Source organism: Agarivorans aestuarii, assembly GCF_019670125.1.
In the GTDB taxonomy this organism is placed as follows: domain Bacteria; phylum Pseudomonadota; class Gammaproteobacteria; order Enterobacterales; family Celerinatantimonadaceae; genus Agarivorans; species Agarivorans aestuarii.
Genome location: NZ_AP023033.1, coordinates 3,311,669 through 3,332,540 on the forward strand (window position 1 = coordinate 3,311,669; position 20,872 = coordinate 3,332,540).

At 44.7% G+C, this 20,872-nt stretch carries 20 protein-coding genes; 11 read left to right on the forward strand and 9 right to left on the reverse strand.

The window, feature by feature from the left end:
- Window positions 1–42 precede the first annotated feature (42 nt).
- Window positions 43–1,206: an aminotransferase-like domain-containing protein gene (locus tag K5609_RS15400; protein ID WP_221074417.1), complete on the forward strand. Its 1,164-nt coding sequence runs from the start codon at window positions 43–45 to the stop codon at window positions 1,204–1,206.
- 72 nt (window positions 1,207–1,278) lie between these two features.
- Here the strand turns inward: K5609_RS15400 and olsF are convergent, their stop codons facing one another.
- Complete coding sequence (gene olsF / locus K5609_RS15405) at window positions 1,279–3,006, reverse strand: bifunctional ornithine lipid synthase OlsF (protein WP_221074418.1); 1,728 nt, start codon at window positions 3,004–3,006, stop codon at window positions 1,279–1,281.
- A 120-nt stretch (window positions 3,007–3,126) separates the two neighbouring features.
- On the opposite strand from olsF, the gene K5609_RS15410 reads away from it, so the two are divergent.
- Together K5609_RS15410 and K5609_RS15415 are read left to right on the forward strand one after the other, a co-directional pair.
- The gene (locus K5609_RS15410) at window positions 3,127–3,573 is read left to right on the forward strand and encodes a DUF6942 family protein (protein ID WP_221074419.1); all 447 of its coding nucleotides are present in this window, start codon (window positions 3,127–3,129) and stop codon (window positions 3,571–3,573) included.
- 207 nt (window positions 3,574–3,780) lie between these two features.
- The gene (locus tag K5609_RS15415; protein WP_221074420.1) at window positions 3,781–4,332 is read left to right on the forward strand and encodes an acyl-homoserine-lactone synthase; all 552 of its coding nucleotides are present in this window, start codon (window positions 3,781–3,783) and stop codon (window positions 4,330–4,332) included.
- Here K5609_RS15415 and K5609_RS15420 read toward each other — a convergent pair.
- Window positions 4,329–4,775, reverse strand: a complete 447-nt coding sequence (locus tag K5609_RS15420; RefSeq protein ID WP_221074421.1) for a DUF4902 domain-containing protein — start codon at window positions 4,773–4,775, stop codon at window positions 4,329–4,331. The two genes, K5609_RS15415 and K5609_RS15420, sit on opposite strands and share 4 nt — an antisense overlap.
- 155 nt (window positions 4,776–4,930) lie before the next feature.
- Between K5609_RS15420 and K5609_RS15425 the strand changes: the two genes are divergently transcribed.
- Both K5609_RS15425 and K5609_RS15430 read left to right on the forward strand, forming a co-directional pair.
- A complete protein-coding gene (locus K5609_RS15425; RefSeq protein ID WP_016402653.1) occupies window positions 4,931–5,635 on the forward strand; it encodes an autoinducer binding domain-containing protein in 705 nt (234 codons plus the stop codon).
- Between the two features lie 91 nt (window positions 5,636–5,726).
- Window positions 5,727–6,398, forward strand: a complete 672-nt coding sequence (locus K5609_RS15430; protein ID WP_221074422.1) for a trimeric intracellular cation channel family protein — start codon at window positions 5,727–5,729, stop codon at window positions 6,396–6,398.
- On the opposite strand, the gene K5609_RS15435 is transcribed toward K5609_RS15430, so the two are convergent.
- Window positions 6,395–7,573, reverse strand: a complete 1,179-nt coding sequence (locus K5609_RS15435) for a 3-phosphoglycerate dehydrogenase family protein (protein WP_221074423.1) — start codon at window positions 7,571–7,573, stop codon at window positions 6,395–6,397. The two genes, K5609_RS15430 and K5609_RS15435, sit on opposite strands and share 4 nt — an antisense overlap.
- Before the next feature lie 81 nt (window positions 7,574–7,654).
- Window positions 7,655–8,770, reverse strand: a complete 1,116-nt coding sequence (locus tag K5609_RS15440; RefSeq protein ID WP_221074424.1) for a phosphoserine transaminase — start codon at window positions 8,768–8,770, stop codon at window positions 7,655–7,657.
- A gap of 414 nt (window positions 8,771–9,184) precedes the next feature.
- Between K5609_RS15440 and K5609_RS15445 the strand changes: the two genes are divergently transcribed.
- The 6 genes from K5609_RS15445 to glgC all read left to right on the forward strand — a co-directional run bounded on the left by K5609_RS15445 (window position 9,185) and on the right by glgC (window position 14,877).
- Complete coding sequence (locus K5609_RS15445; protein ID WP_221074425.1) at window positions 9,185–9,592, forward strand: NUDIX hydrolase; 408 nt, start codon at window positions 9,185–9,187, stop codon at window positions 9,590–9,592.
- A gap of 132 nt (window positions 9,593–9,724) precedes the next feature.
- The gene (locus K5609_RS15450; RefSeq protein WP_221074426.1) at window positions 9,725–11,191 is read left to right on the forward strand and encodes a multiheme c-type cytochrome; all 1,467 of its coding nucleotides are present in this window, start codon (window positions 9,725–9,727) and stop codon (window positions 11,189–11,191) included.
- A 49-nt stretch (window positions 11,192–11,240) separates the two neighbouring features.
- Window positions 11,241–11,807: a NapC/NirT family cytochrome c gene (locus K5609_RS15455; RefSeq protein WP_221074427.1), complete on the forward strand. Its 567-nt coding sequence runs from the start codon at window positions 11,241–11,243 to the stop codon at window positions 11,805–11,807.
- Window positions 11,808–11,925: 118 nt separating this feature from the next.
- The gene (locus K5609_RS15460; RefSeq protein ID WP_016402645.1) at window positions 11,926–12,468 is read left to right on the forward strand and encodes an acyl-CoA thioesterase; all 543 of its coding nucleotides are present in this window, start codon (window positions 11,926–11,928) and stop codon (window positions 12,466–12,468) included.
- A 108-nt stretch (window positions 12,469–12,576) separates the two neighbouring features.
- Window positions 12,577–13,302: a substrate-binding periplasmic protein gene (locus tag K5609_RS15465; RefSeq protein WP_221074428.1), complete on the forward strand. Its 726-nt coding sequence runs from the start codon at window positions 12,577–12,579 to the stop codon at window positions 13,300–13,302.
- A 321-nt stretch (window positions 13,303–13,623) separates the two neighbouring features.
- Window positions 13,624–14,877, forward strand: coding sequence for a glucose-1-phosphate adenylyltransferase (gene glgC / locus K5609_RS15470; RefSeq protein ID WP_221074429.1), 1,254 nt, complete (start codon window positions 13,624–13,626; stop codon window positions 14,875–14,877).
- Window positions 14,878–14,904: 27 nt separating this feature from the next.
- Here the strand turns inward: glgC and K5609_RS15475 are convergent, their stop codons facing one another.
- From K5609_RS15475 to K5609_RS15495, 5 genes are all read right to left on the reverse strand, one after another.
- Entirely contained in the window at window positions 14,905–16,149 is a 1,245-nt protein-coding gene (locus tag K5609_RS15475) for an EAL domain-containing protein (protein WP_221074430.1), read from the reverse strand.
- 88 nt (window positions 16,150–16,237) lie between these two features.
- Window positions 16,238–18,904 (reverse strand): nitrate reductase, encoded by a 2,667-nt coding sequence (locus tag K5609_RS15480; protein WP_343212480.1) that lies wholly within the window; start codon window positions 18,902–18,904, stop codon window positions 16,238–16,240.
- Window positions 18,905–19,279: 375 nt separating this feature from the next.
- The gene (locus tag K5609_RS15485; protein WP_221074432.1) at window positions 19,280–19,642 is read right to left on the reverse strand and encodes a hypothetical protein; all 363 of its coding nucleotides are present in this window, start codon (window positions 19,640–19,642) and stop codon (window positions 19,280–19,282) included.
- 3 nt (window positions 19,643–19,645) lie between these two features.
- Complete coding sequence (locus tag K5609_RS15490) at window positions 19,646–20,416, reverse strand: ribonuclease H family protein (RefSeq protein ID WP_221074433.1); 771 nt, start codon at window positions 20,414–20,416, stop codon at window positions 19,646–19,648.
- Window positions 20,417–20,626: 210 nt separating this feature from the next.
- Window positions 20,627–20,860 carry an HP1242/YdcH family protein gene (locus tag K5609_RS15495; protein WP_016403794.1) on the reverse strand — a complete coding sequence of 78 codons (234 nt, stop codon included), beginning with the start codon at window positions 20,858–20,860 and terminating at the stop codon, window positions 20,627–20,629.
- Window positions 20,861–20,872: the final 12 nt, after the last annotated feature.

A 20,872-nucleotide genomic window follows, 5' to 3' on the forward strand; every position in this document is an offset into this window, starting at 1 on the left:
TGTTTTTGCAATGATAGTCAGCAGTTTTCACTAAGTAGGTAAATGACCATGGTAACGGTGAGTAATCGAGTACAGCAAACTAAACCCTCGTACATACGCAATATTCTAAAGGTAACTCAGCAATTCGATATGCTCTCTCTTGCAGGCGGTTTACCCGATGCAGAACTGTTTCCCTTAGATATACTGGCACAGGCAGCTGCCGAGTTGGCTCAATCTCCTAGCATATTTCAATATGGTGCTACCGAAGGCTTAACTGAGCTTCGCCAATGGCTACTTAACGACGACAACTTAAACGAAGATGTATTGATTACTACGGGCTCACAACAAGCCTTAGACTTAATAGCCCGCAGCTACCTTAACCCAAGAGATAAAGTACTCTGTGAAGCGCCCAGTTATTTAGGCGCCTTGCAAGTGTTTGATTTGGCTGAAGCCGAGATACATACAGTGATAGCGGAATCTGACGGGCCTAATCTAGCCGAGCTTGAGCAACAACTAGCCAAACACAAAATAAAGCTTTTTTATGCAGTGCCAGACTTTCAAAACCCTAGCGGCCATTGCTGGAGCCTAAGCAAACGCAAGGCCGTTGCCAGCCTCTTAGCCAAGTATAAAGTCGCGCTGATTGAAGATGCCCCCTATCGCCAACTTCGCTATCAAGGTGAGCCCCTTCCCACGGTGAGTGAGCTATCGAGTTATGCAGCATTTTACCTCGGCTCTTTTTCAAAAATAGCCACACCTGGAATGCGTGTAGGCTATGTAAGAGCCAATCAAGCCTTGCTAGAACCACTAAAAAAAGTAAAACAAGCAAGCGACTTACACTCTGCCCAGCCCATGCAAATGATGCTATTAGCCACCGTTCGCCACCCATTGTTTGCTGAGCACTTAACGAAGTTGACCAATACTTACCGAGCGCGGCGCGACTACTTAGCAGCGCTTTTAAAGCAGCAACTTAAGAATGAATTAGAGTTTGATGTGCCCGAAGGAGGCATGTTTATCTGGGCAAAACTCACCCGCCACAAGGCAATGCCTTTAGCGGAGGCGGCATTACAGCAAAAGGTAGCGGTAGTGCCGGGAGATGAGTTTTGGCCAAGCAATCACACTGTTGACTACCATGCGATTAGATTAAACTTTACAGCCTTAACAGAAGCACAGCTAGAGCAGGCAGTTGCCCGTTTAAAAAGGGCGATTAAAAGCTGTTCGCCAAATTAGCAGGGTAAAGGTTAAGCGATTTGTAAGCTGCATGTTCAAAGCTAGGAGGCGGTAGAATTCCGCCTCAACTAGCTACTTTTCATCAAGCATATGGGTGTCTATGTAACGGGCTTTTTTCTTCTCTTTTAACTGATGTAAATCGACTAATACCAAGCCATCGATACACTGGTTAAATTCTGGGTCTACGTTGAAATCAATAAACTGAACGCCACCAGCCTGACATAGCTCGGTATACTGCTTATAAAGCGTTGGCACCGCGGTGCCCATTGCTGCTAATGCGCTTTTTAGTTGGGCAAAATCAGCTTTATAGTCATCACCGCTGAAAGACATATGAATACTGTTTTTGATTTGCTTGGCTAGCTGGTAGGGCTGACGCGAACGCGCATAACTGTTGTTCGAAGGAAAGTAAGTTTGATAAAAGTGAATCAGCAAGTCTCTGCCAGCCTCTGGCATTGCGGCGCTAATGCTCACTGGGCCAAACAAGTATCGATAATGTGGATTGCGCGCTAAAAAAGCGCCAATACCCAGCCACAGGTAGTCTAAGCTGCGTTTGCCCCAATATTTCGGCTGCACAAAGCTGCGCCCTAACTCAATACCCGAAGCTAAAAAGTCACAGTTTTTCTCATCATACTCAAAGAGTGACTGGCTATACAAAGCGCCAATACCCTTGTCTTTTATTATGCGTTTGGTATCAGCAAAGCGATAGGCGCCAGCAATCTCAAGTTGCTCTGCGTCCCACAATATAAGGTGCATGTAGTTTGCATCGTATTTGTCGGTATCGGTGCGTCGACCAGTGCCTTCACCTACGGCACGAAAAGCTAATTCTCGTAGGCGACCAAGTTCAGATAAAACTAAAGGTTGGGAGTTACCATAACAAATGCAAATCTGCTTTCCGTCTGGCGTCTCACCTATTTTCTCTAACTGCTTAATCGCCTTTTTTAAAGCTAGACGCTGCTCTGGATGAGCAATCGCAGCCTCTGTTTGGAACAGACCTTTTTTGTTACTACCAATACGATAAAGGTGCTTTTTGATTAATTGAGCTTGGGTAGAGCGGTCAAGACCACTTAAACCAAAACTCTTTACTGGGATCTGCTCGCCCACCACCATCGAGAACACTTTATTGCGATGAAAGAATAACTCTTTAACTAATAACAAGGTGGATAAAGGTCGATAAACAAAAGAGCAAAAGTAAAACAACTTGCTGTTTTTAGCCTTCACACAAATGGGCAATAAAGGAGTATTGGTTTTCTTGGCAATGCTAACAAAACCCTTGGTCCACTTTCCGTCTTTTACCTTAACGCCTTTTAAACGAGAGACTTCACCAGCCGGGAAAATAATCACCGCCCCTTCTTCATCTAATAACGCTTTAATGGCATTAAGCTGCTTACGCTGACTATTACCATGCATGTTGTCTACTGGCAGTAAAAGATCGTCAAGCGGCTTAATTGCGGAGAGAATTTCATTAGCAACAATTTTCACGTCTTTACGTACCTGGCTAACCAGGTGCAGCAAAGCAAGGCCATCTATCGAACCGATTGGGTGGTTAGCAACAATAATCACTCGGCCTTCACTAGGAATGCGCTCTCGCTCATTTTGACTGACCCGATAACTAACATTCAGCTCCGTGAATACTTGATCGATAAAAGCCACCCCTTTTAAGTGAGGATGCTTTTCGCCGAAGGCTTGAAATTCGTCTTCAAACAACACTTTAGAGAAAAACCATTTGGCCAAGGAATAACGACGCGGATGCTGTGCTAGGCTGGGGTAATGTTGGTTGAGTACCTGCTGTGCTGAAATCATTGCTCTCTCCCTGTATTCGCCGTTAGGCTAGAAGCAGAAGATGACAAATAAGCAACAATTTTGTGTCAGTTGCATGACACACCCACAGATCTGCAATGGATAAATAACAAGGATTATTAAGTGCAAATAGGCAGCAAACACCCACAAATAGTGCTCTACCTCAATACCCAGCCCCCCTCGCTACCAAACAACTATCACGATCTAAAGGGAGCCGAGTTAAGCCACGCTATTTTAGACAACAACAATAATAATTGGCGCAAAGTGCTGACTATATTCGCCAAGCTTTGTGCGCCTGATGAAGATTGGCGAAGCTATTTACATCAAGAATTACTACTTAAACAGCAAATTAATTTTAAGCAGGTTTTAGTCAAATCTGCACAATTTCACTTGGTTGCGGGAAAAGCGAACTGGCAACGGTTTGACGTAGCACGTGGAGAAAACAGTGCCTTAAATCAAAAAAAATGGATTTATTTAAGACCAAATATTTTATTTACTCCTTACCCAGACTACCGACAATTCCCTAATAGCATGATTAGCGAATGTAGAGAGCATTTTCATCAAGGTTAACTAAAAGTTCAGCTAGTTAACTGAATTACAATAAGTTTATTTTTCGAGCAGCGAGATAAGAACTAAAGCCAAGCCTCAATTGATAAATCCAACAAAAACAAAGTCATAGCTGATTATTGCTGCCTTAGCTAGCTGTTAGGTTTAACAGTTTAAAAACTATGCGCACTGGATTGTACTCATAGCATCATCACTAAGGGAGAGATGCTAATGGACTTTGTTAACGGCGTTGCAGAACAACTTTCACCTACTACATTCCAGCACCTAAACAACTACCGTCATCAAGTGTTTGTAGAAATGCTTGGCTGGGAACTCGATACCCCTGATGGCATAGAGCAAGACCAATTTGATCGCGACGACACCGTTTATGTTATCGCTAAAAACGACCAAGACCACATCAGCGGTTGCGCGCGTTTATTACCCACCACCGAACCTTACCTCTTGGAGGAAGTATTTCCGGAGCTACTAAACGGTCTTCCCTGCCCCAAACAACAGGACATTTGGGAGCTTTCGCGCTTTGCAGCGGTAGACTTTGATAATCATAATCAAGCGCCAACGCAACTTATGTCGAGTGAAGCCTTAGCCTTGCTCACCGCCTCAATCGAGTGCGCCAAAAAACAAGGGGCTAAGCGCTTAATTTCTGTCTCACCACTAGGTATAGAGCGCATGTTACGCAATGCAGGCTTTCGCTATCATCGTGCCGGCCCACCTAAAATTGTGAATGGCTACGCGCTATTTGCCTGCTATATAGATATTACTTAACTCATTACCATTGGCGACTCGCGGTAGCGATTTTTTATCGCTCCCGCCGTTGTTGCTTGCCAAGCCATCGCTTCAATAGCCTCTAGCAACAACTCATCGTTGCGACGCGGGCTCACATCAAAGCCCTCTTCTTGCAACTGAATATTACTGCGTGGCAGGCCTTTTACTCGGCATTGCATCCGACCATTATGCCATTGCCAATGCCAGTCCCACCCTAGGGTGATAGCGCACACATTTTCAAATAGCCATTCGGTATAGCCACTGAAAATAGCCTGTTCACTATTAAATTCTTCACTACTAATATTGTCTAAGCCAGAAATAATATGGCTAAAAGCGAGCACATTAAGCTGCTCAATTGACAACCTCACCAAACCATCACTACAGGGAACAACCTGATAGCGATGTGATTCGATTATATTCTGTACACTTGCCTGTGTTTTCATAATTTTATTTTTTAATTATTTGAGCTTCCCCTCAATGAAAGCATTGTGAGGTCTAAGCATCAATTGTCAACATTAACAGTTGCGCTATACTGGTAATTCTACGGGAAAAATGATTATGCGCAGTTTTTGCATAACTAGGAGAAGATAAAGCTGTCATGGAAGCTTGGTTAGAAGAACAGTTCTGTTTGTTGGAAACCCAAGGCTCTAGTGAGGCCTTTTTCCAAGAATTATCTAAAATCACCAACGCTTTAGGGTTTGACTTTTGTGCTTATGGCTTGCGAGTTCCATATCCCTTGTCTGCTCCTCGCACCGAAATGCTCAATAACTACCCCACCATTTGGCAACATACCTACCAAGAGAAAAACTACTTGGCGGTTGATCCTACGGTGCACCATGGGATGACCTCCCAACTGCCGATTGTTTGGAGTGACCAAGTGTTCTCCCAAACGCCAGAGCTAATGGAAGACGCCCGCGCCTTTGGCCTTGAGTATGGCTGGGCGCAATCGTCTCGCCAAGCCAATGGCACGGTAGGCATGTTAACCCTAGCGCGTTCCTCTGAAATGCTAACGCCAGCCGAGCTAGTGCGTTATCGCTATCAATTACTATGGCTAACCCAAGTAACTCACCACGGTCTTGCATCTCGAATTACCGAAGAGAAGCTTGAGATGCCAGAATTAAGTTTACGAGAGCTAGAAATGTTGAAATGGACAGCCGATGGTAAAACTGCCGATGAAATAGCTACCATTCTCAATATCACCGCGCGTACAGTAAACTTTCACATCAGCCAGGCGATGCGTAAGTTAGATGTTGTGAATAAAACTGCTGCTACCGTTAAAGCGGCACTTATGGGGTTAATCTAAGCCCCAAAAAAAGCAGCTCAAACGTTAGAAATCAAAGTCTCAAGGCTAATATGCACTATAATCTAGCAGTCTCTCACCAGCCTTAACTAGCATGACTCTTGATTTAGATTTTCACTCCACTTTATATCTAATAGGCTTGATCGCAGTATTTGTTTTTGCGCTAACAGGCGCGCTGGCTGCAGCTAAGCGCGAGCTAGACATCCTTGCTTTTGTATTTGTTGGCATTGTCACTGGCATAGGCGGCGGCACAATTCGCGATTTATTGCTTAGAACTGATCAAATCTTCTGGATTGCCGATCCCAACTACCTAACGGTGTGTATTTTCGCCTCAGTGATGACCTATTTCTTTGCTCATTGGGTGATCAAAATTGACCGAATACTATTGTGGATGGATGCGGCGGGCATCGCCTTGTTTGCAGTGCTAGGCACCAGTAAGGCCTTAAGTTACGAGGTAGCGCCGCTTATTGCTATTTTAATGGGGGTAATTAGCTCCACTTTGGGCTCGGCTATTCGCGATTTAATGTTACAAGTGAAGTTGGTGATATTTGAGCCTGAGATATATGTAACAGCTTGTTTATTAGGAAGCTTGTCTTACGTAGTGCTAAGTCACTTTGGCATTAACGAGGTCTACAATATCTTGTTATCCAGTGGCGCGGCTTTTCTATTACGGGTACTCGCTATAGAACTCGATTTGAGATTTCCCAGCTTCACACTTAGCAAGCTACAAAACCGGGAAATTCGTAAACAACAACATAAATCTTAAGCGTGTTCACCAATGGCGTTCACATGAAATACATGCTCTACATTGGCAATGGCCTCTAGCAACTCGGTGGTGGCTGGAGTGGCGATATCCATTAAAGTATAGGCAATATCGTTACGGCTCTTATTAAGCATATCGATAACGTTGATATCCATGTCGGAGAGCAGCGCCAACACATTACTTAGCACCTTAGGCACGTTATCGTTAGCAAAGGCAAGACGAAAGCCCTCCGTTCTGCTTAGCTTGATATTGGGGAAGTTAACTGAATTATGAATGTTGCCATTTTCTAGAAAATCAATAAGCTGGCGCGCCGCCATTACTGCGCAGTTTTGTTCAGCTTCGTTAGTGCTCGCACCCAAGTGTGGCAAACTAAGCACTTTAGGATGCTTTAACAATGCAAGGCTAGGAAAGTCACTCACATATTGGGACAACTGTTGTTTAGCTAAAGCCGTGAGTAAGGCATCTTCATCAACAATGCTGCCACGGGCAAAGTTTAAAAGCACAGCCCCTTGTTTGATGGAGGCTAAATTATCGCTATTGATGAGGCCTAAAGTGTGTTTATTGGCTGGCACATGAATGGTCACATAATCACTGGTCGCTAATAAATCTTTTAGCTCGTCAGCGCACTCCACTTCAGAAGATAAACGCCAGGCGGCTTGTACACTTAATGCTGGATCAAAACCCACCACATTCATGCCTAAGCTAAGTGCGGCGTGCGCGACTTCTGCGCCAATTGCACCTAAACCAATTACCCCGAGCGTTTTGCCAGTAAGTTCAGAGCCAACAAAACGCTTTTTCTCGGCTTCAACTTTAAGCTGCAGTGCCTTAGCTTCCAAATCATCACTCAAGCCTTCAATAAAGCTTAAGCCAGCTGCAATATTACGCGCGCTTAACAGCATACCACCCAATACCAACTCTTTTACCGCATTGGCATTAGCGCCCGGTGTATTAAACACAACAATGCCTTGCTCACTGCAACGCTGAATTGGGATATTGTTTACCCCTGCACCACAACGAGCTAAGGCTTTAACTTCACTTGGAAAATCGTAGTCATGCAAATTGGCGCTGCGCAGCATAATCGCATCTGGCGCGGCTTGTTCTTCTGCCACTTGGTAACGCGAATTAAAACACGCCAGTCCTTGCTGATGAATGTTATTAATAGTCCGAATATTCGGCATACAGTTTCTCCCTAAACAACAATTACGGTGTTTTCGTGACAAACTGCAGCACGAAAATAGAATATTAAAATCAGGTCAAATTTATAAGCACACCTGTTTATAAGCCCAGGCTAACCAAGGCATAAAGCGCTCTAGATCTTCTTTCTCAACAGTGGCACCACACCAAATACGCAAGCCTGCTGGTGCATCTCGGTAAGCGCCAATATCAAAGGCCACTTGCTCTTGGTCTAACAGGCCAATAATGGTTTTAACCTGATCAGCCGAGGCATCCAAAGTTAAACAGACACTGGTGTTTGATAGGGTTTCAGGCTGCTTAGCCAAGAAGTTGATCCACGCGTTGTCGGCAACAAACTGTTTTATGACTTCGAGGTTTTGTTGGGATTTGCTGATGCTTGCCGAGACTCCGCCCAGCGATTGAACCCATTTGAGGGCGTCGACATAGTCCGCCACACATAACATCGACGGCGTGTTAATCGTTTCGCCTTTGAATATACCTTCAATGAGTTTCCCTCCTTGGGTTAATCGAAATACTTTAGGCATTGGCCAGCTAGGTTGATGACTTTCTAAGCGTGCTACAGCGCGCGGGCTAAGAATAATTACGCCATGAGCTCCTTCACCGCCTAGGGCTTTTTGCCAGCTGTAAGTCACTACATCAAGCTTTTCCCAAGGCATTGGCATGGCAAATACCGCAGAAGTAGCATCACAAATGGTTAAACCGCTGCGTTGCGAACTAATCCAATCGCCATTTGGCACCGCTACGCCAGAGGTAGTGCCATTCCAGGTGAAGATGCAATCGTTATCTGGGTTAGCTTGGCTCATGTCTGGCAACTGGCCGTAATCGCTGCTGTAGTGATTAACCTGCTCGAGCTTGAGCTGCTTACTCACATCAGTGAACCAACCTTTACCAAAAGACTCCCAGCTAAAAATATCTAATGGCTTAGGCCCTAATAGAGACCACATCACCATTTCCATCGCTCCAGTGTCAGAACCCGGAACAATGCCCACTCTGTAACCTTCTGGTAACTCTAATAATTGCTCGGTAAGTTGAATCGCTTCGCCTAGTTGAGCTTTACCAATTTTGCTGCGATGAGAGCGCCCCAGCGCATCAATGTTCAGCTGGCTAAGGGCATAGCCCGGACGTTTTGCACAAGGCCCAGATGAAAAGTTTGGACAATTGGGTTTTAACTGCGGTTTCATTAACGATCCTTGTAAGTAGCTGCCTAACTAGGCAATTGAATAATAACTAAAAGCAGTATATGCGAGAGAGCTAGACCATAAAATGACCTGACACCAATTTTAAACGCTGACGAAAACTTCAATACAAACAAAGGAAAATCATCTAGTACGCAAGATAATTGCGGAGTATATGCAGTTAGCTATAACGCTTAAAACTAAATGGCAGCACTAATCCACCATATAACTCCAAGACCTAAAGCCTTGACTTCATTTAAGCCTTAAAGCTGGGTAGTATTTAACTAACTCTCACCCTTAAAAAGCGAACATAGCTTGCCAACTCTTAGTTATTGCCCCCAATGCGCTAGTACAAAGTTTAAGCAAATAGATGTTAAACAATGGGCTTGCGAGCAATGCCAATTTAGCTACTTTCACAATATGGCTTCTACCGCCGGCGCCCTACTCATTTATAAAGGAGAACTATTACTGGTCGAGCGCGCTATTAATCCGCAAAAAGGCTACTGGGACTTACCGGGTGGGTTCATCGAATACGGCGAAAGCTTAGAACAGGGCTTACAACGAGAGCTAAATGAAGAACTTGGGCTTGAATTGGTGGCCGAAAACTTTCGCTATTTTGGCTCGTTTGCCAATCAATACTCCTACAATCAAGTGCTTTACCACACCTGCGACAGCTTCTTTATTTATCCATTGAGCAGCAAAGTATCACTACAAGCGAAAGACGACGTTGCCGCTTGGCAATGGCACAGTCTAAAAAACATCCCTTTTGAGCAGATTGCTTTTAAGTCAGTAAAACAAGGGCTTATTAAGTTATCTCAACAACTCTAAAACACCATTCACAAATAAATCACATAAAGTTGATATAGAACATGCCCTTTTAACCATATTTTTACTATGGTTAATTTGCTTAAAAAGCGAACAACAAGAACTTCTAGCAGGAAGCAAACAGAGGGTACAAATATGGATAACCATCCCCGTAGTTCTAGTGTTATTACCGCAATACTCACCATGGCAGCAGCTTTGTGTTTGATCCTGTCATTTTCGAGTAGCGCAGAGCCAAAAGCCTTAGTGCTAAAACCCTTCAAACAACTCAGCCAAGAAAGCGCCGAGTGTGCCGGGTGTCATAAAGATAAAAACCCATCTCTTTATGCTCAATGGGGACGCTCTAAGCACTACGGAGCCAACGTTGGCTGTTACGAGTGTCACCAAGCAAATCCCGAAGATAAAGATGCCATCACTCACGAAGGTCACACCATTTCAGTGATTGTCTCACCTACCGATTGTGCCAATTGTCATACTCAAGAAGTGGATGAGTTCGCTAAAAGCCACCATGCAAAAGCAGGTCAAATTATTGGTTCGCTAGATAACTTCCTAGCCGAAGTGGTTGAAGGTGCACTCACCTTTAATGGTCAGTCTCCTGCTGCGGTTAATGGCTGTTGGCAGTGTCACGGTTCAGAAGTGAAGGTGCTGGAGAACGGGGATTTAGACCCAACCACTTGGCCAAACACAGGTATTGGGCGAATTAACCCCGATGGCTCGGTAGGTGCATGTACAGCCTGTCACCAACGCCATGAATTTTCTATGGTGCAGGCTCGCAGACCAGAAGCCTGTGGTAAATGTCACCTAGGCCCAGACCACCCTCAAAAAGAGATTTACGAAGAGTCTAAACACGGCATTAACTTCTACGCCAACGTTGACCGGATGAACCTCGACTCGGCCAAATGGATTGTTGGTGAAGATTACGATGCCGCGCCAACGTGTGCTACTTGCCACATGTCGGCCACTCGCGAACTACCCGTTACTCACGATGTGGGCAATCGGATCTCATGGACATTGCGTCCCGCCATTTCTGAAAAAATAGATGCCAAAGCTAAGGCTCAAGGCAAAGAAGTTAAGTCGTGGGAAGCGCGTCGCGCCGACATGATGAACGTCTGTGAGTCTTGCCATACTAAGTCAATGATCGACAGTTTCTACCAGCAATTTGATTCACTGGTTGTGTTATACAACGACAAATTCGCCCGTCCCGGTAAAGATCTAATGGATGTGTTGAAGAGTGAAAAAATGCTCACCGAAACCGCCTTTGATGAAGAAATTGAATGGACCTGGTTCTATCTATGGCACCACGAGGGTCGTCGAGCTCGCCACGGCGCCGCCATGCAAGCGCCAGACTACGTGCAATGGCACGGCATGTATGAGGTGGCAGAACGCTTCTATATCGAGTTAGTTCCACAGTTCTTAGAAGTGGTAGAAAAGGCCGAGCACAATGGTAATACCGAAGGAGCAGAAAAAGCTCGGGCTATTCTGGCAGAAATTTTAGACCGCCCAGAGCACGCCTGGTTTAGCGGCAACGAACCAGAAGAAGTGAAAAAAGCCAGAAAAGAAGCACAAGCGGCCTTTAAAGCCCGTTACCTAAGCGAAAGTAAATAGCCACCGATGGGAGCAGTAATGCTCCCCTCTTTTAAAAGAGGATGCTGATATGACAAATAACCAGCAGAAAACTCGGTGGCAAAAGCTATGGGCTTGGCTTAAAAAGCCACTCATCGTTGGAATCCCCATTGGTGTATTTGTATTGGTGTTAGGATTAGCGACTGTGCAAGGCAGCTTGGTAATATCGAGTACTAACGAATTTTGTTTTAGTTGCCACCTAAAAATGGACACCATAGTGCAGGAGTACAAAGCGTCTAGCCACTACGGAGACGGCAGCAACATCGCCGCCACCTGTGCTGACTGCCACGTGCCACATCCATACTTTGAAATGCTACAGGTGAAAATTGCCGCCACCGCCGATATTTATCACATGATGGTGGGCACCATAACCAAGGAGAATTTCGAAGAGCACCGGCCGGCCCTAGCGGAAACAGTTTGGCATGATATGCAAGCCAATGACTCGGCCAACTGCCGACACTGCCACCAAGGTGACAACTTTGATTTAAGCAAACAACCACAGCGCGCGCGATTAAATCACCAGCAAATAGCCGCCCGCGGAGAAACCTGCGTAGACTGCCACCAAGGCTTAACCCACAAGCGGATCGTAATCGAATAAGACCTTTACTATTAGATATAAAGTCTTCAAAGTAACTGCTTTGAAGACTTTTGTTTTTCTACCCTTTACTCATCCGACCTCTCATGTTAAAAACTTGTAAAAAACCACAAAGCAAATTATGAATCACTACTTCCGCCTATTAAGCATGTTTATCCGCCATTGGTTTAGTGCCAAAACTCACCTAGATCCCACGGGAGATTTTGTTATTAAGCTACGTGCCTTACCCTTTGATTGCGATGCCAACATGCACCTTACTAACTCTCGCTATTTTAGCTTTGGTGATTTAGGGCGCATCGATATGATGTTAAAAACCAAACTGGGCTCGGTGGCACTTAAAAAGCGCTGGTTAGGCGTAGTGAATGCACAGTCAGTGACTTATATTCGCCCGATTAAGCCTATGGCCAAGGTGGAGCTTCACAGCAAGCTATTAGGCTGGGATGAAAAGTATTGGTATTTTGAACACCGCTTTATTGGCAATAATACGTTGTACGCCACCATCTTAGTGCGAGGAGTATTTTTAAAAGGTAAAAAGCCAGTGCCAATGAGCGAGCTACTGTCTTTGGTGGATCATGACCATCCTTCTCCAGAGTTACCGATGCGGGTAGCTCACTGGAAGCAACTACTGTCGACTAAAAAGCAAGAATCTCCGGTGCTAAGCTAATTGCCTCACTTTGCTGGAAATCTGTAAGCAATAAAATATCCGCCAATGGGTAATCAAAAAGTCGTTCTATCTGCCATAATTTAGATAGAACGGCGACTTGGTATACCCATGAATAAACACCCAAAGCCTATTTGGCTTACTGCTTTATTAACTCTTCTTGTTAGCTACATGGGCTTCACCCAAGCCCAAACCATTACCTTGGCCACCAGCAAATCTATCCCACCTTATATCATCGAAGAACAACAGTCTGGCATTCAGCTAGATATTATTAAGCAAGCTTTTAGCAATGCAGGCTATCAAGTAAAGCAGGTTATTTTCACTTCTAATTTACGTGCAGAACGGATGCTAGAACAAAATGCCGTAGACGCCATTGTAAATGCCCCCAACAACGGCACACACGCTCACCTATCAGAACCTGTTATCTTCTATCAAAATGTTGCTATTAGCCTGTCTGTTCGTCAGCTAAACATCCAATCCATTGATGACTTAACTAAGTTTCGCTTGATGGCTTTTCAAAATGCTAAGAAGTACCTTGGTGAACACTTTGCCAAAGCTACTGAGCAAGCCAAATTCTATACCGAAGTGGCTAACCAAAGTGCCCAATTAGAGCGTTTATACCGCGGACAAGTGGATGTAATCGTTTTAGATAAGCGGATCTTCCACTATTTAAATCAACAACTTATTGCCCAAAAACGCCCTACAGCGCCAGTGACCAAGCACCTCATTTTTCCAGAGTCACCGCGACTATTAGGCTTTCATGACCCAGAGCTTCGCGATAAATTTAACGCAGGCCTGAAGCAATTGAACGATCAAAAAGTAAAGCATTCGGAATGAACTAACTGGCTAAACCAGTGAAAACAGCCATTTTGTGTTACAAATTATATCAAGCAGCTATTTTCGATAGTTTTTACAAGAACAATTGGGCTTAACACTGATAACAAAAATTTAACAGTCCACTAATTGAGCAGCTTTAAAATAGTAGCAATGCCCACTTATTCAGGCCTACTAGCTGTTTAAGATCACTTTTTAGAAAAATCATCTTTTTTTTACCTAGCGAATAAAAGATTTAAGCCAAAACTGTCATAAATGACAGTTACATTCAGCATGAAAACGCTATCATAGACTTTCTATTACGCCCATGAGGAAATTTTCGATATGTCCGAAAACCGCTATTCCCACACTTCCAGTAATCGCTTAGTAAGACGTTCAGTTGCTTTGGTTCTTGCTGGAGGAAAAGGCACTCGTTTAAAAGAGTTAACCAACAAGGTTGCCAAGCCAGCTGTTTCTTTTGGTGGCAAATATCGAATTATTGATTTCACCCTATCAAACTGTATCAATTCAGGGGTGCGTAACATTGGGGTACTCACGCAGTACATGGCACATGACTTAATCATGCACCTACAGTCAGGCTGGCAAATTCTTAACCCTGCCTTAAACGAGCGAGTCTCAATTATTCCTGCCCAACAACGAACCGGTGAAAACTGGTATCGTGGAACGGCTGATGCGGTATATCAAAATCTAGATATCATTGACCATGAACATTATGACCGGGTACTGATTCTAGGTGGCGACCACATTTACAAAATGGACTACTCTCGCATGATTAACTTCCATGCAGAGAACGATGCTGACGTTACCGTAGCTTGTATTCGTAAACCTTTGTCTCAAGCTTCTTCATTTGGCGTAATGGGCTTAGATGAAGAAGGGCGCATCGTTGATTTTGAAGAAAAGCCCGACAACCCAAAATCAGATCCCAGCAATCCTGAAAAAGCGCTAGTATCCATGGGCATATACATCTTCAACATGGATGTATTAGATGACGAACTGCGCAAGGGCTTATTGAAACCGGGTTACTCTCACGACTTTGGTCACAATGTTATCCCTAGCATGCTAAAAGACCGCAAAGTTTATGGCTATGTATTTGCCGACAAAGGTCACCCCGGACGCACCGCTTACTGGCGTGATGTCGGTGATATTGATGAGTACTTTGCCGCCAACATGGATTTGGTAGACCCAAACCCAGAGCTTGATTTATATGACCGAGATTGGCCAATCATTACCGACCAAAAGCAGCGCCCCGGCGCTAAGTTTGTGTTTAATGAAGAGGACCGCAGAGGCTATGCTACCGACTCCTTGCTTTCAGCAGGCACCATTGTATCGGGCGCTAAAGTGAATCGTTCATTGTTGTCTTTAGATGTGCGGGTAGAAGAGCACTCGGAGCTTGATCAAGTTATCGCGCTTAATGGTTGCAGTATTGGCAAAAACTGTAAAATCCGTAAGGCAATTATTGCGGAAGACTGCGTAGTGCCAGATGGCACTGTAATTGGCTATGATGAAACCGAAGATAAGCGCCGTTTTACCGTATCGGCCGGCGGCGTTATTTTGGTCTCTTGTGAAATGCTAAGTTAATTCGAGAGGGGCTAGCTTGCTAGCCCATTATTCCACCAACAAAGTATCGTCTGCGACCTTACAGTCTATTAACAACACCAAGTCTTTGGTTAGGTAGGTACTAAAGGTTTTACACATTTCTTTACTACTGGAGTCGCGATAAATTTTCGACAAAATGAGTTGTTGTGGCTTTACCGAATCCAAGGCAATTAAGGCGTGAAAGTAAGGTCGAAAGCTCCAGTTAAAGCCGACAAAATTGTCATCTTCTTCGATACCTAAGCCGGTCACTTCAAAATTTGGGGAGACCTGAGTACCATCAATGCGACACAAAAAGTATCGCAGTATGCCCACACTCGTTAACTGCTGTTCCAGACTTAAGGCATTACCGCCATTTTGCAATTGATGCTTAAGTGCCAATACCGTGGTTTTAACCGAAACATTGTGTTTTACCGTCGCTAAAGAGCGCTGACTCTTGCGCTTTAAATAACTGGCTAACAGAGTTTTAACTTTGGCTTGGCTAGATTGGGCTGATAGAAACTCCCTCTCAGCTTTATAAAACAACCAGCCCTGCATATAACGCGCACCACACTCCACACCAAAGTGAAACTCTTGCTCGGTTTCTACACCTTCACAGATCAGTTCACAGCCGGCGCGCTGTACCAGTTCAGAAATAGACAACACCACATCGGCGGGCAAGCCTCCTTTGGTGGCGTCTTTAAACAATCGCATATCTAACTTAATGATGTCTGGCTCAAGAGCGATAATTCGATCAATTTGCGAAGCGCCAGCGCCAAAGTCGTCGATCGCTACTTTTAAGCCAGCTTGGTGATACTCTTTCACCACCCGCTGCAAATTGTCGATATTGCCACTGGCTTCGGTGATTTCCATCACTACTCTGCTAGGGTCAATGCCGATTTTTTCGATCATCGAAATGGTGGGAGTGCAGATGTCATCAGCTAACATGTCGACCCAGTCGGGCACAATGTTTAAGGTAAGAAAGCCTTCTTGCTGAGATTGAGCAAATTGCTCTAAAGCTTGCTGCCTAACATAACGGTCTACTTGGCGACGGTTGCTCAAAGAGTACTGATGATTAGCAAACAACTCGCCAGCACTAATAGCATCTCCAGCGGGGTTATTTCGACGCGCCAAAGCTTCGTAGCCAGCAATTTCACCAGTGGGTAAGTAAACAATCGGTTGATAATGTGGAAAGTAGCTAAGCGGGTTGAGTTGTGTCCGCTTAGCTGCCAATAAAGCTTGATTTAAGCTCACCACTTTTGAAGGGTTCTTAGTCAAAGCATTTGTTGTCCATATATATACTACCAGCGCATAGCTAAAAATTAATCACTAGATGAATGCACAAACTACGCCATGAAAACCTTAACTACTCTATGGTTACAGTTTTAATCATTCGTTTTATCTCAGGAACACAAGATCCACAATTGGTTCCCGCTTTACAATGCGTGCCAACTTGTTCTGCTGTCTCACAAGCGTGTTCGCTAATCACATCGCTAATGGTTAGTTCACGAACCTGATGACAAGAGCAGACTATTTTACCGAGATCAGGCGCTGGGCTGGTGCCAGCTAACACACCGCGTCGAATGCTGTCAGACATAGGTTGCTGCAACAATGACTCCAACCAAGAGCTTGCATTAAGCTCGCCCTTAGCCGCCACGCTAAAGCTAGAGAACAGCTCGCCCTCAATCACCAAAGCGCTGCGGAAGTTCTGTTTGATAGGGTCGGCAAAGTCTAAACTTTGCAGCTTGGTTTGCGACAGCAAAAAGCCCTTTAATTTGGCCGCTAATTCGACAGGGCTAGAGCCATCTGCCAAACGATATAAAAAGCCATCGGCCAAACCTTGTTTCACCCAATAATCCGCAGGTAAGGCTTGGCATTGCGCTTTAGTTAAAGGCTTAGCTGTAAGCAAAACCGCCTCACTGGCATATTCCCAAGCCGCCAATTTAACTGGCGTATACTTTGACTCAGGCTGACCAGAAAGAGGATCCACAGCGCTATCAACCACTTGGCTCACTAAGCCATCACTTGAATATTGTTCGGTCCAATGAATAGGCATAAATACGTGGCCGGCTTTTTGCCCTTCACTTACTTGAATTCGCACTTTTAGCTGGCCAACATTGCTAGATAAGCTCACTATGCTGTTATCACACAAACCTTGGTTAGCTGCATCTTGTGGGTTCACTTCCAACAAAGGCTCTGAGCTATGGCTGCTTAACTGTGCAGCCAAACCGGTGCGTGTCATGGTGTGCCACTGATCTCGCATACGGCCAGTGTTTAATACCAAAGGAAAAGCATCGCTAGTAACTTGCTTAGTTGCTTGGTTAGTCACCGCAATAAGTTGTGCCTTACCAGAGGTGGTAGAGAAACGACCATCACTGAACAAACTACGATTATCGCTACCCTGTTTACTTACAGGCCAACGCTGCGGCTCAATCGCATCAAAGGCTTGCTGATCTTTGCCCGACAACTCACTAATGTTAAATAAGCGCTCACCACTTTCTGCTAACAGGCCAGATAACGCTGCGTGTTCACTAAATATATCAGCAGAGCTGGTGTAAGAAAATGCTTCAGCAAACCCCATTTTTTGCGCTACTTGGCTTAATAAATACCAATCAGGCTTAGTATCACCCTGCGCCTCTACAAAGGCGCGCTGGCGAGACAACATTCGCTCCGAGTTAGTCACTGTGCCATCGCGCTCTCCCCAGCCAGCTGCCGGTAACAGTACATCGGCATAACGGGTTGTATCGGTTTCGGCAATACAATCTGACACCACTACCATTGGGCAAGACAACAACGCTTCGCGTATTTTTGCAGACTCAGGCAAACTTACCGCTGGGTTCGTGCCCATAATCCAAATAGCTTTAATCTCGCCTTTGGCAACTTTATCAAATAAATCAACGGCTTTGTGGCCAGGCTTTTGGCTTAAGTTGGAAGTATTCCAAAAGCCCGCTAAGGCTTCTAAATGCTCGGGTTTGTAGTCTAAGTGGCCGGCTAATAGGTTAGATAAAGCGCCCACTTCGCGCCCACCCATAGCATTAGGCTGACCGGTAATAGAAAATGCGCTAGCACCAAGCTTACCCAACTTACCTGTAGCTAAATGGCTGTTAATAATTGCATTAACTTTATCTACGCCTTGGCTACTTTGATTTACACCCTGGCTGAACACTGTCACACAGCGCTCGTTATTAGCAAACAACTGGAAGAAACGAAGTAGCGCTTCAGGCTCTAAGCCACAGGTTTTGGCTAAGGCAGCTAGATCACCAGCGTCTTCTACAGCGCTTGCCACTGCTGCTTCAAAGCCTTCTGTAAACTTGGCGATGTAATCGCTATCTAATTTTCCATGTTCACTTAAATAGGCCAATAAACCATTGAACAGCGCCACATCGGTACCGCCGTTTAGTGGCAGGTGTAAATCTGCAATATCACAGCTATCGGTTCTACGTGGGTCAATCACTACCACTTTAAGGTTGGGGTTGGCTTGCTTAGCGCGCTTTAAGCGTTGATAAACAATGGGGTGACACCAGGCCAGGTTTGAACCCACTAAAGTCACCAGCTGGGCATGCTCTAAATCGTCATAACTACCAGGTACAATATCTTCACCAAAGGCGCGTTTATGGCCAGCAACCGCAGAAGACATACATAAACGAGAATTCGAATCGATGTTAGAGCAACCAATAAAGCCTTTAATTAGCTTATTAGCTACGTAGTAATCTTCGGTCAATAGCTGCCCAGAAACGTAAAAAGCTACCGATTCAGGGCCATGTTCAGCAATGGTTTGGCTGAAGCGAGAGGCAACATAACTTAATACTTTATCTAAAGATTCTTGATGGCCTTTAATATATGCATGCTCTAAACGGCCTTGTTTAATCACCGTTTCACCCAGCGCTGAGCCTTTAGAACATAACAAGCCTCGGTTGGCCGGATGGCTCGCATCACCGCGCACTTCTACCGCTCCATTACTTGCTACTTTTGCTTCAACGCCACAGCCCGTTCCACAATATGGGCAGGTAGTCTTAATCCATTGTTGAGACACCACGTAAACTCCTCACCTTATTCTTTGCTGGGCTTTTATTGCCCGCATTTATGCTTAGATACAAAGCAAAAGGCGAACCAATAAAATCCCGCAAAAACCTATTACTTAAGGAGTATAAAAAATCGATAAATTGGCAGAAAAAGCCGAATTTTGAGCGCTGAAACAAAATAGCGCACAAGCATGGTGCAACACGTCCCGAAATTGGGCTTTATTGAAATAGCGGCAAGCATCTCTTTGTAGCTATTTAAACCTCAATTCTTAAACGAACAGATGCAAGCGCTAAATGGAGAAGCTGTTAAACTAACCGCCTTATTTAAAACAATGGCTAACAAGATATTAAACACAACACCAGAGCCTTAGCTCTGGTTTCTATGCTTAGTTTACAGCTGGAGAAAAGTAAGATTTTATCCAATCGTAAAGTACTTGTTGGTTAAACTCGGCAAAAGCGGTTTGGCTAAAATCCCCCGCAGGGTCTTGCTCTTTAAAAGCAAATTTATACAGCACTTGCTCTGGATTTTGATCATGTAAAATCACAATAATCCGCTTGCTGGTTTTTAAGCAATCAATGGTCATCACATCAGCCGGTACGCCATTTTTACGCATGTTACGACTAATGCCGATAACCGGATCGATTTGCGCAAAATCTTGCTGAATTCTTAAATGAGCAGCGTTCGCCATATCAGACAATTTTATTAAGCGCTGTTCACTTGGGCTATTTTCTGCGGTTTGATTTTCCATTTACTAACCTGCCCGTAGCGCTAAAATAGCGGAAATATTTAAGGCCTTGCTGTAAGCAACAAAAGCTTGTTTTTTCTCGGCAATGGCCACTATCGACATCCGATCTGCTAGCTCGTTGCCCTCTACCCCAACATGGCCATTTACATGCAATATTTGCAGTTTGTCTTTAAGCTGTTGGTAGCGTTCAAACATTTCCTGAATCAACTGCAGATTCTTAATCTCACCACCAGATTTCTTCCACCCCTTCTTCTGCCACCCTGCAGCCCATTGAGTAATACATTGAATGGAGTATTTAGAGTCACACAAAATCGCCACTCGTAAGCCTTTTGCCAGCTCTTGCTGGGCCATAATCATTGCTTGATTAAGGGCATTTAACTCTGCGGTATTGTTAGTGCCCATGGGGTTATATAAGCCATACCAAAGCTCGGCCAAACGCTCATTGCGGTACAAAGCTAAGCCCGAGCCAGCCTCTCCTGGGTTTGGCTCGCAGCCACCGTCGGTATAAATTTTCACTTCTGCGGCTAATTTATTGATCTCCGCAGCGGTATAGGTTTTAACCGTTTGCCCCGACGCTCTTTTACGCGCTGGCGCAGCACCAGAGGCTTTTACACTAGCACTGGCCTTACCGCCAAAAGCAGCTTCAGCCTCAGCTAAAGTGGGGAAAGACTTATAACGCGCGCCAGCAAACTTATCAATGCTGCGCTTACAAGTGGGCCAATCGTTAAAAATGCCGGTGTCTCGCCCTTGCCATACCACGTAGTACTTTTTAGCCATGTTTGATTCTCTTACTTATTTGCTGGCTAATATAACCAAGCAAGCGGCTGAACACGAAGGAAAACTTAGAATTAATCCGGGGCTACTGCTTAGCAGAATAAATGAGAGCTTGCGATACATGACCAGCGAAACGCATAGAGCCCCACTACTTTGGTGGGGCTCTTCACTAAACTAATCAAGCAATGGCACTATTAACGAATACTAGTAAACCTACTTAAGGCGATGATATAGGGAGTCTTTAAGCTCTGCCCTATCATGTTTTAGCTGGTGCATTGCCTCGTCATCTATCGGGCCGCCGCGCAGCTCCAATACACGAATTTCTTTATCTAAGGCATTGTAGCGTTTGGTGTCTGCGGCAAACTTCTCATCGCTGCCAGTTAAGGCAGTAATTTTATCTAGTAGCTCTGGAAACTCTTTTGCCAAAGAATGATCTTCACCTAACATAAAAACTCCTTC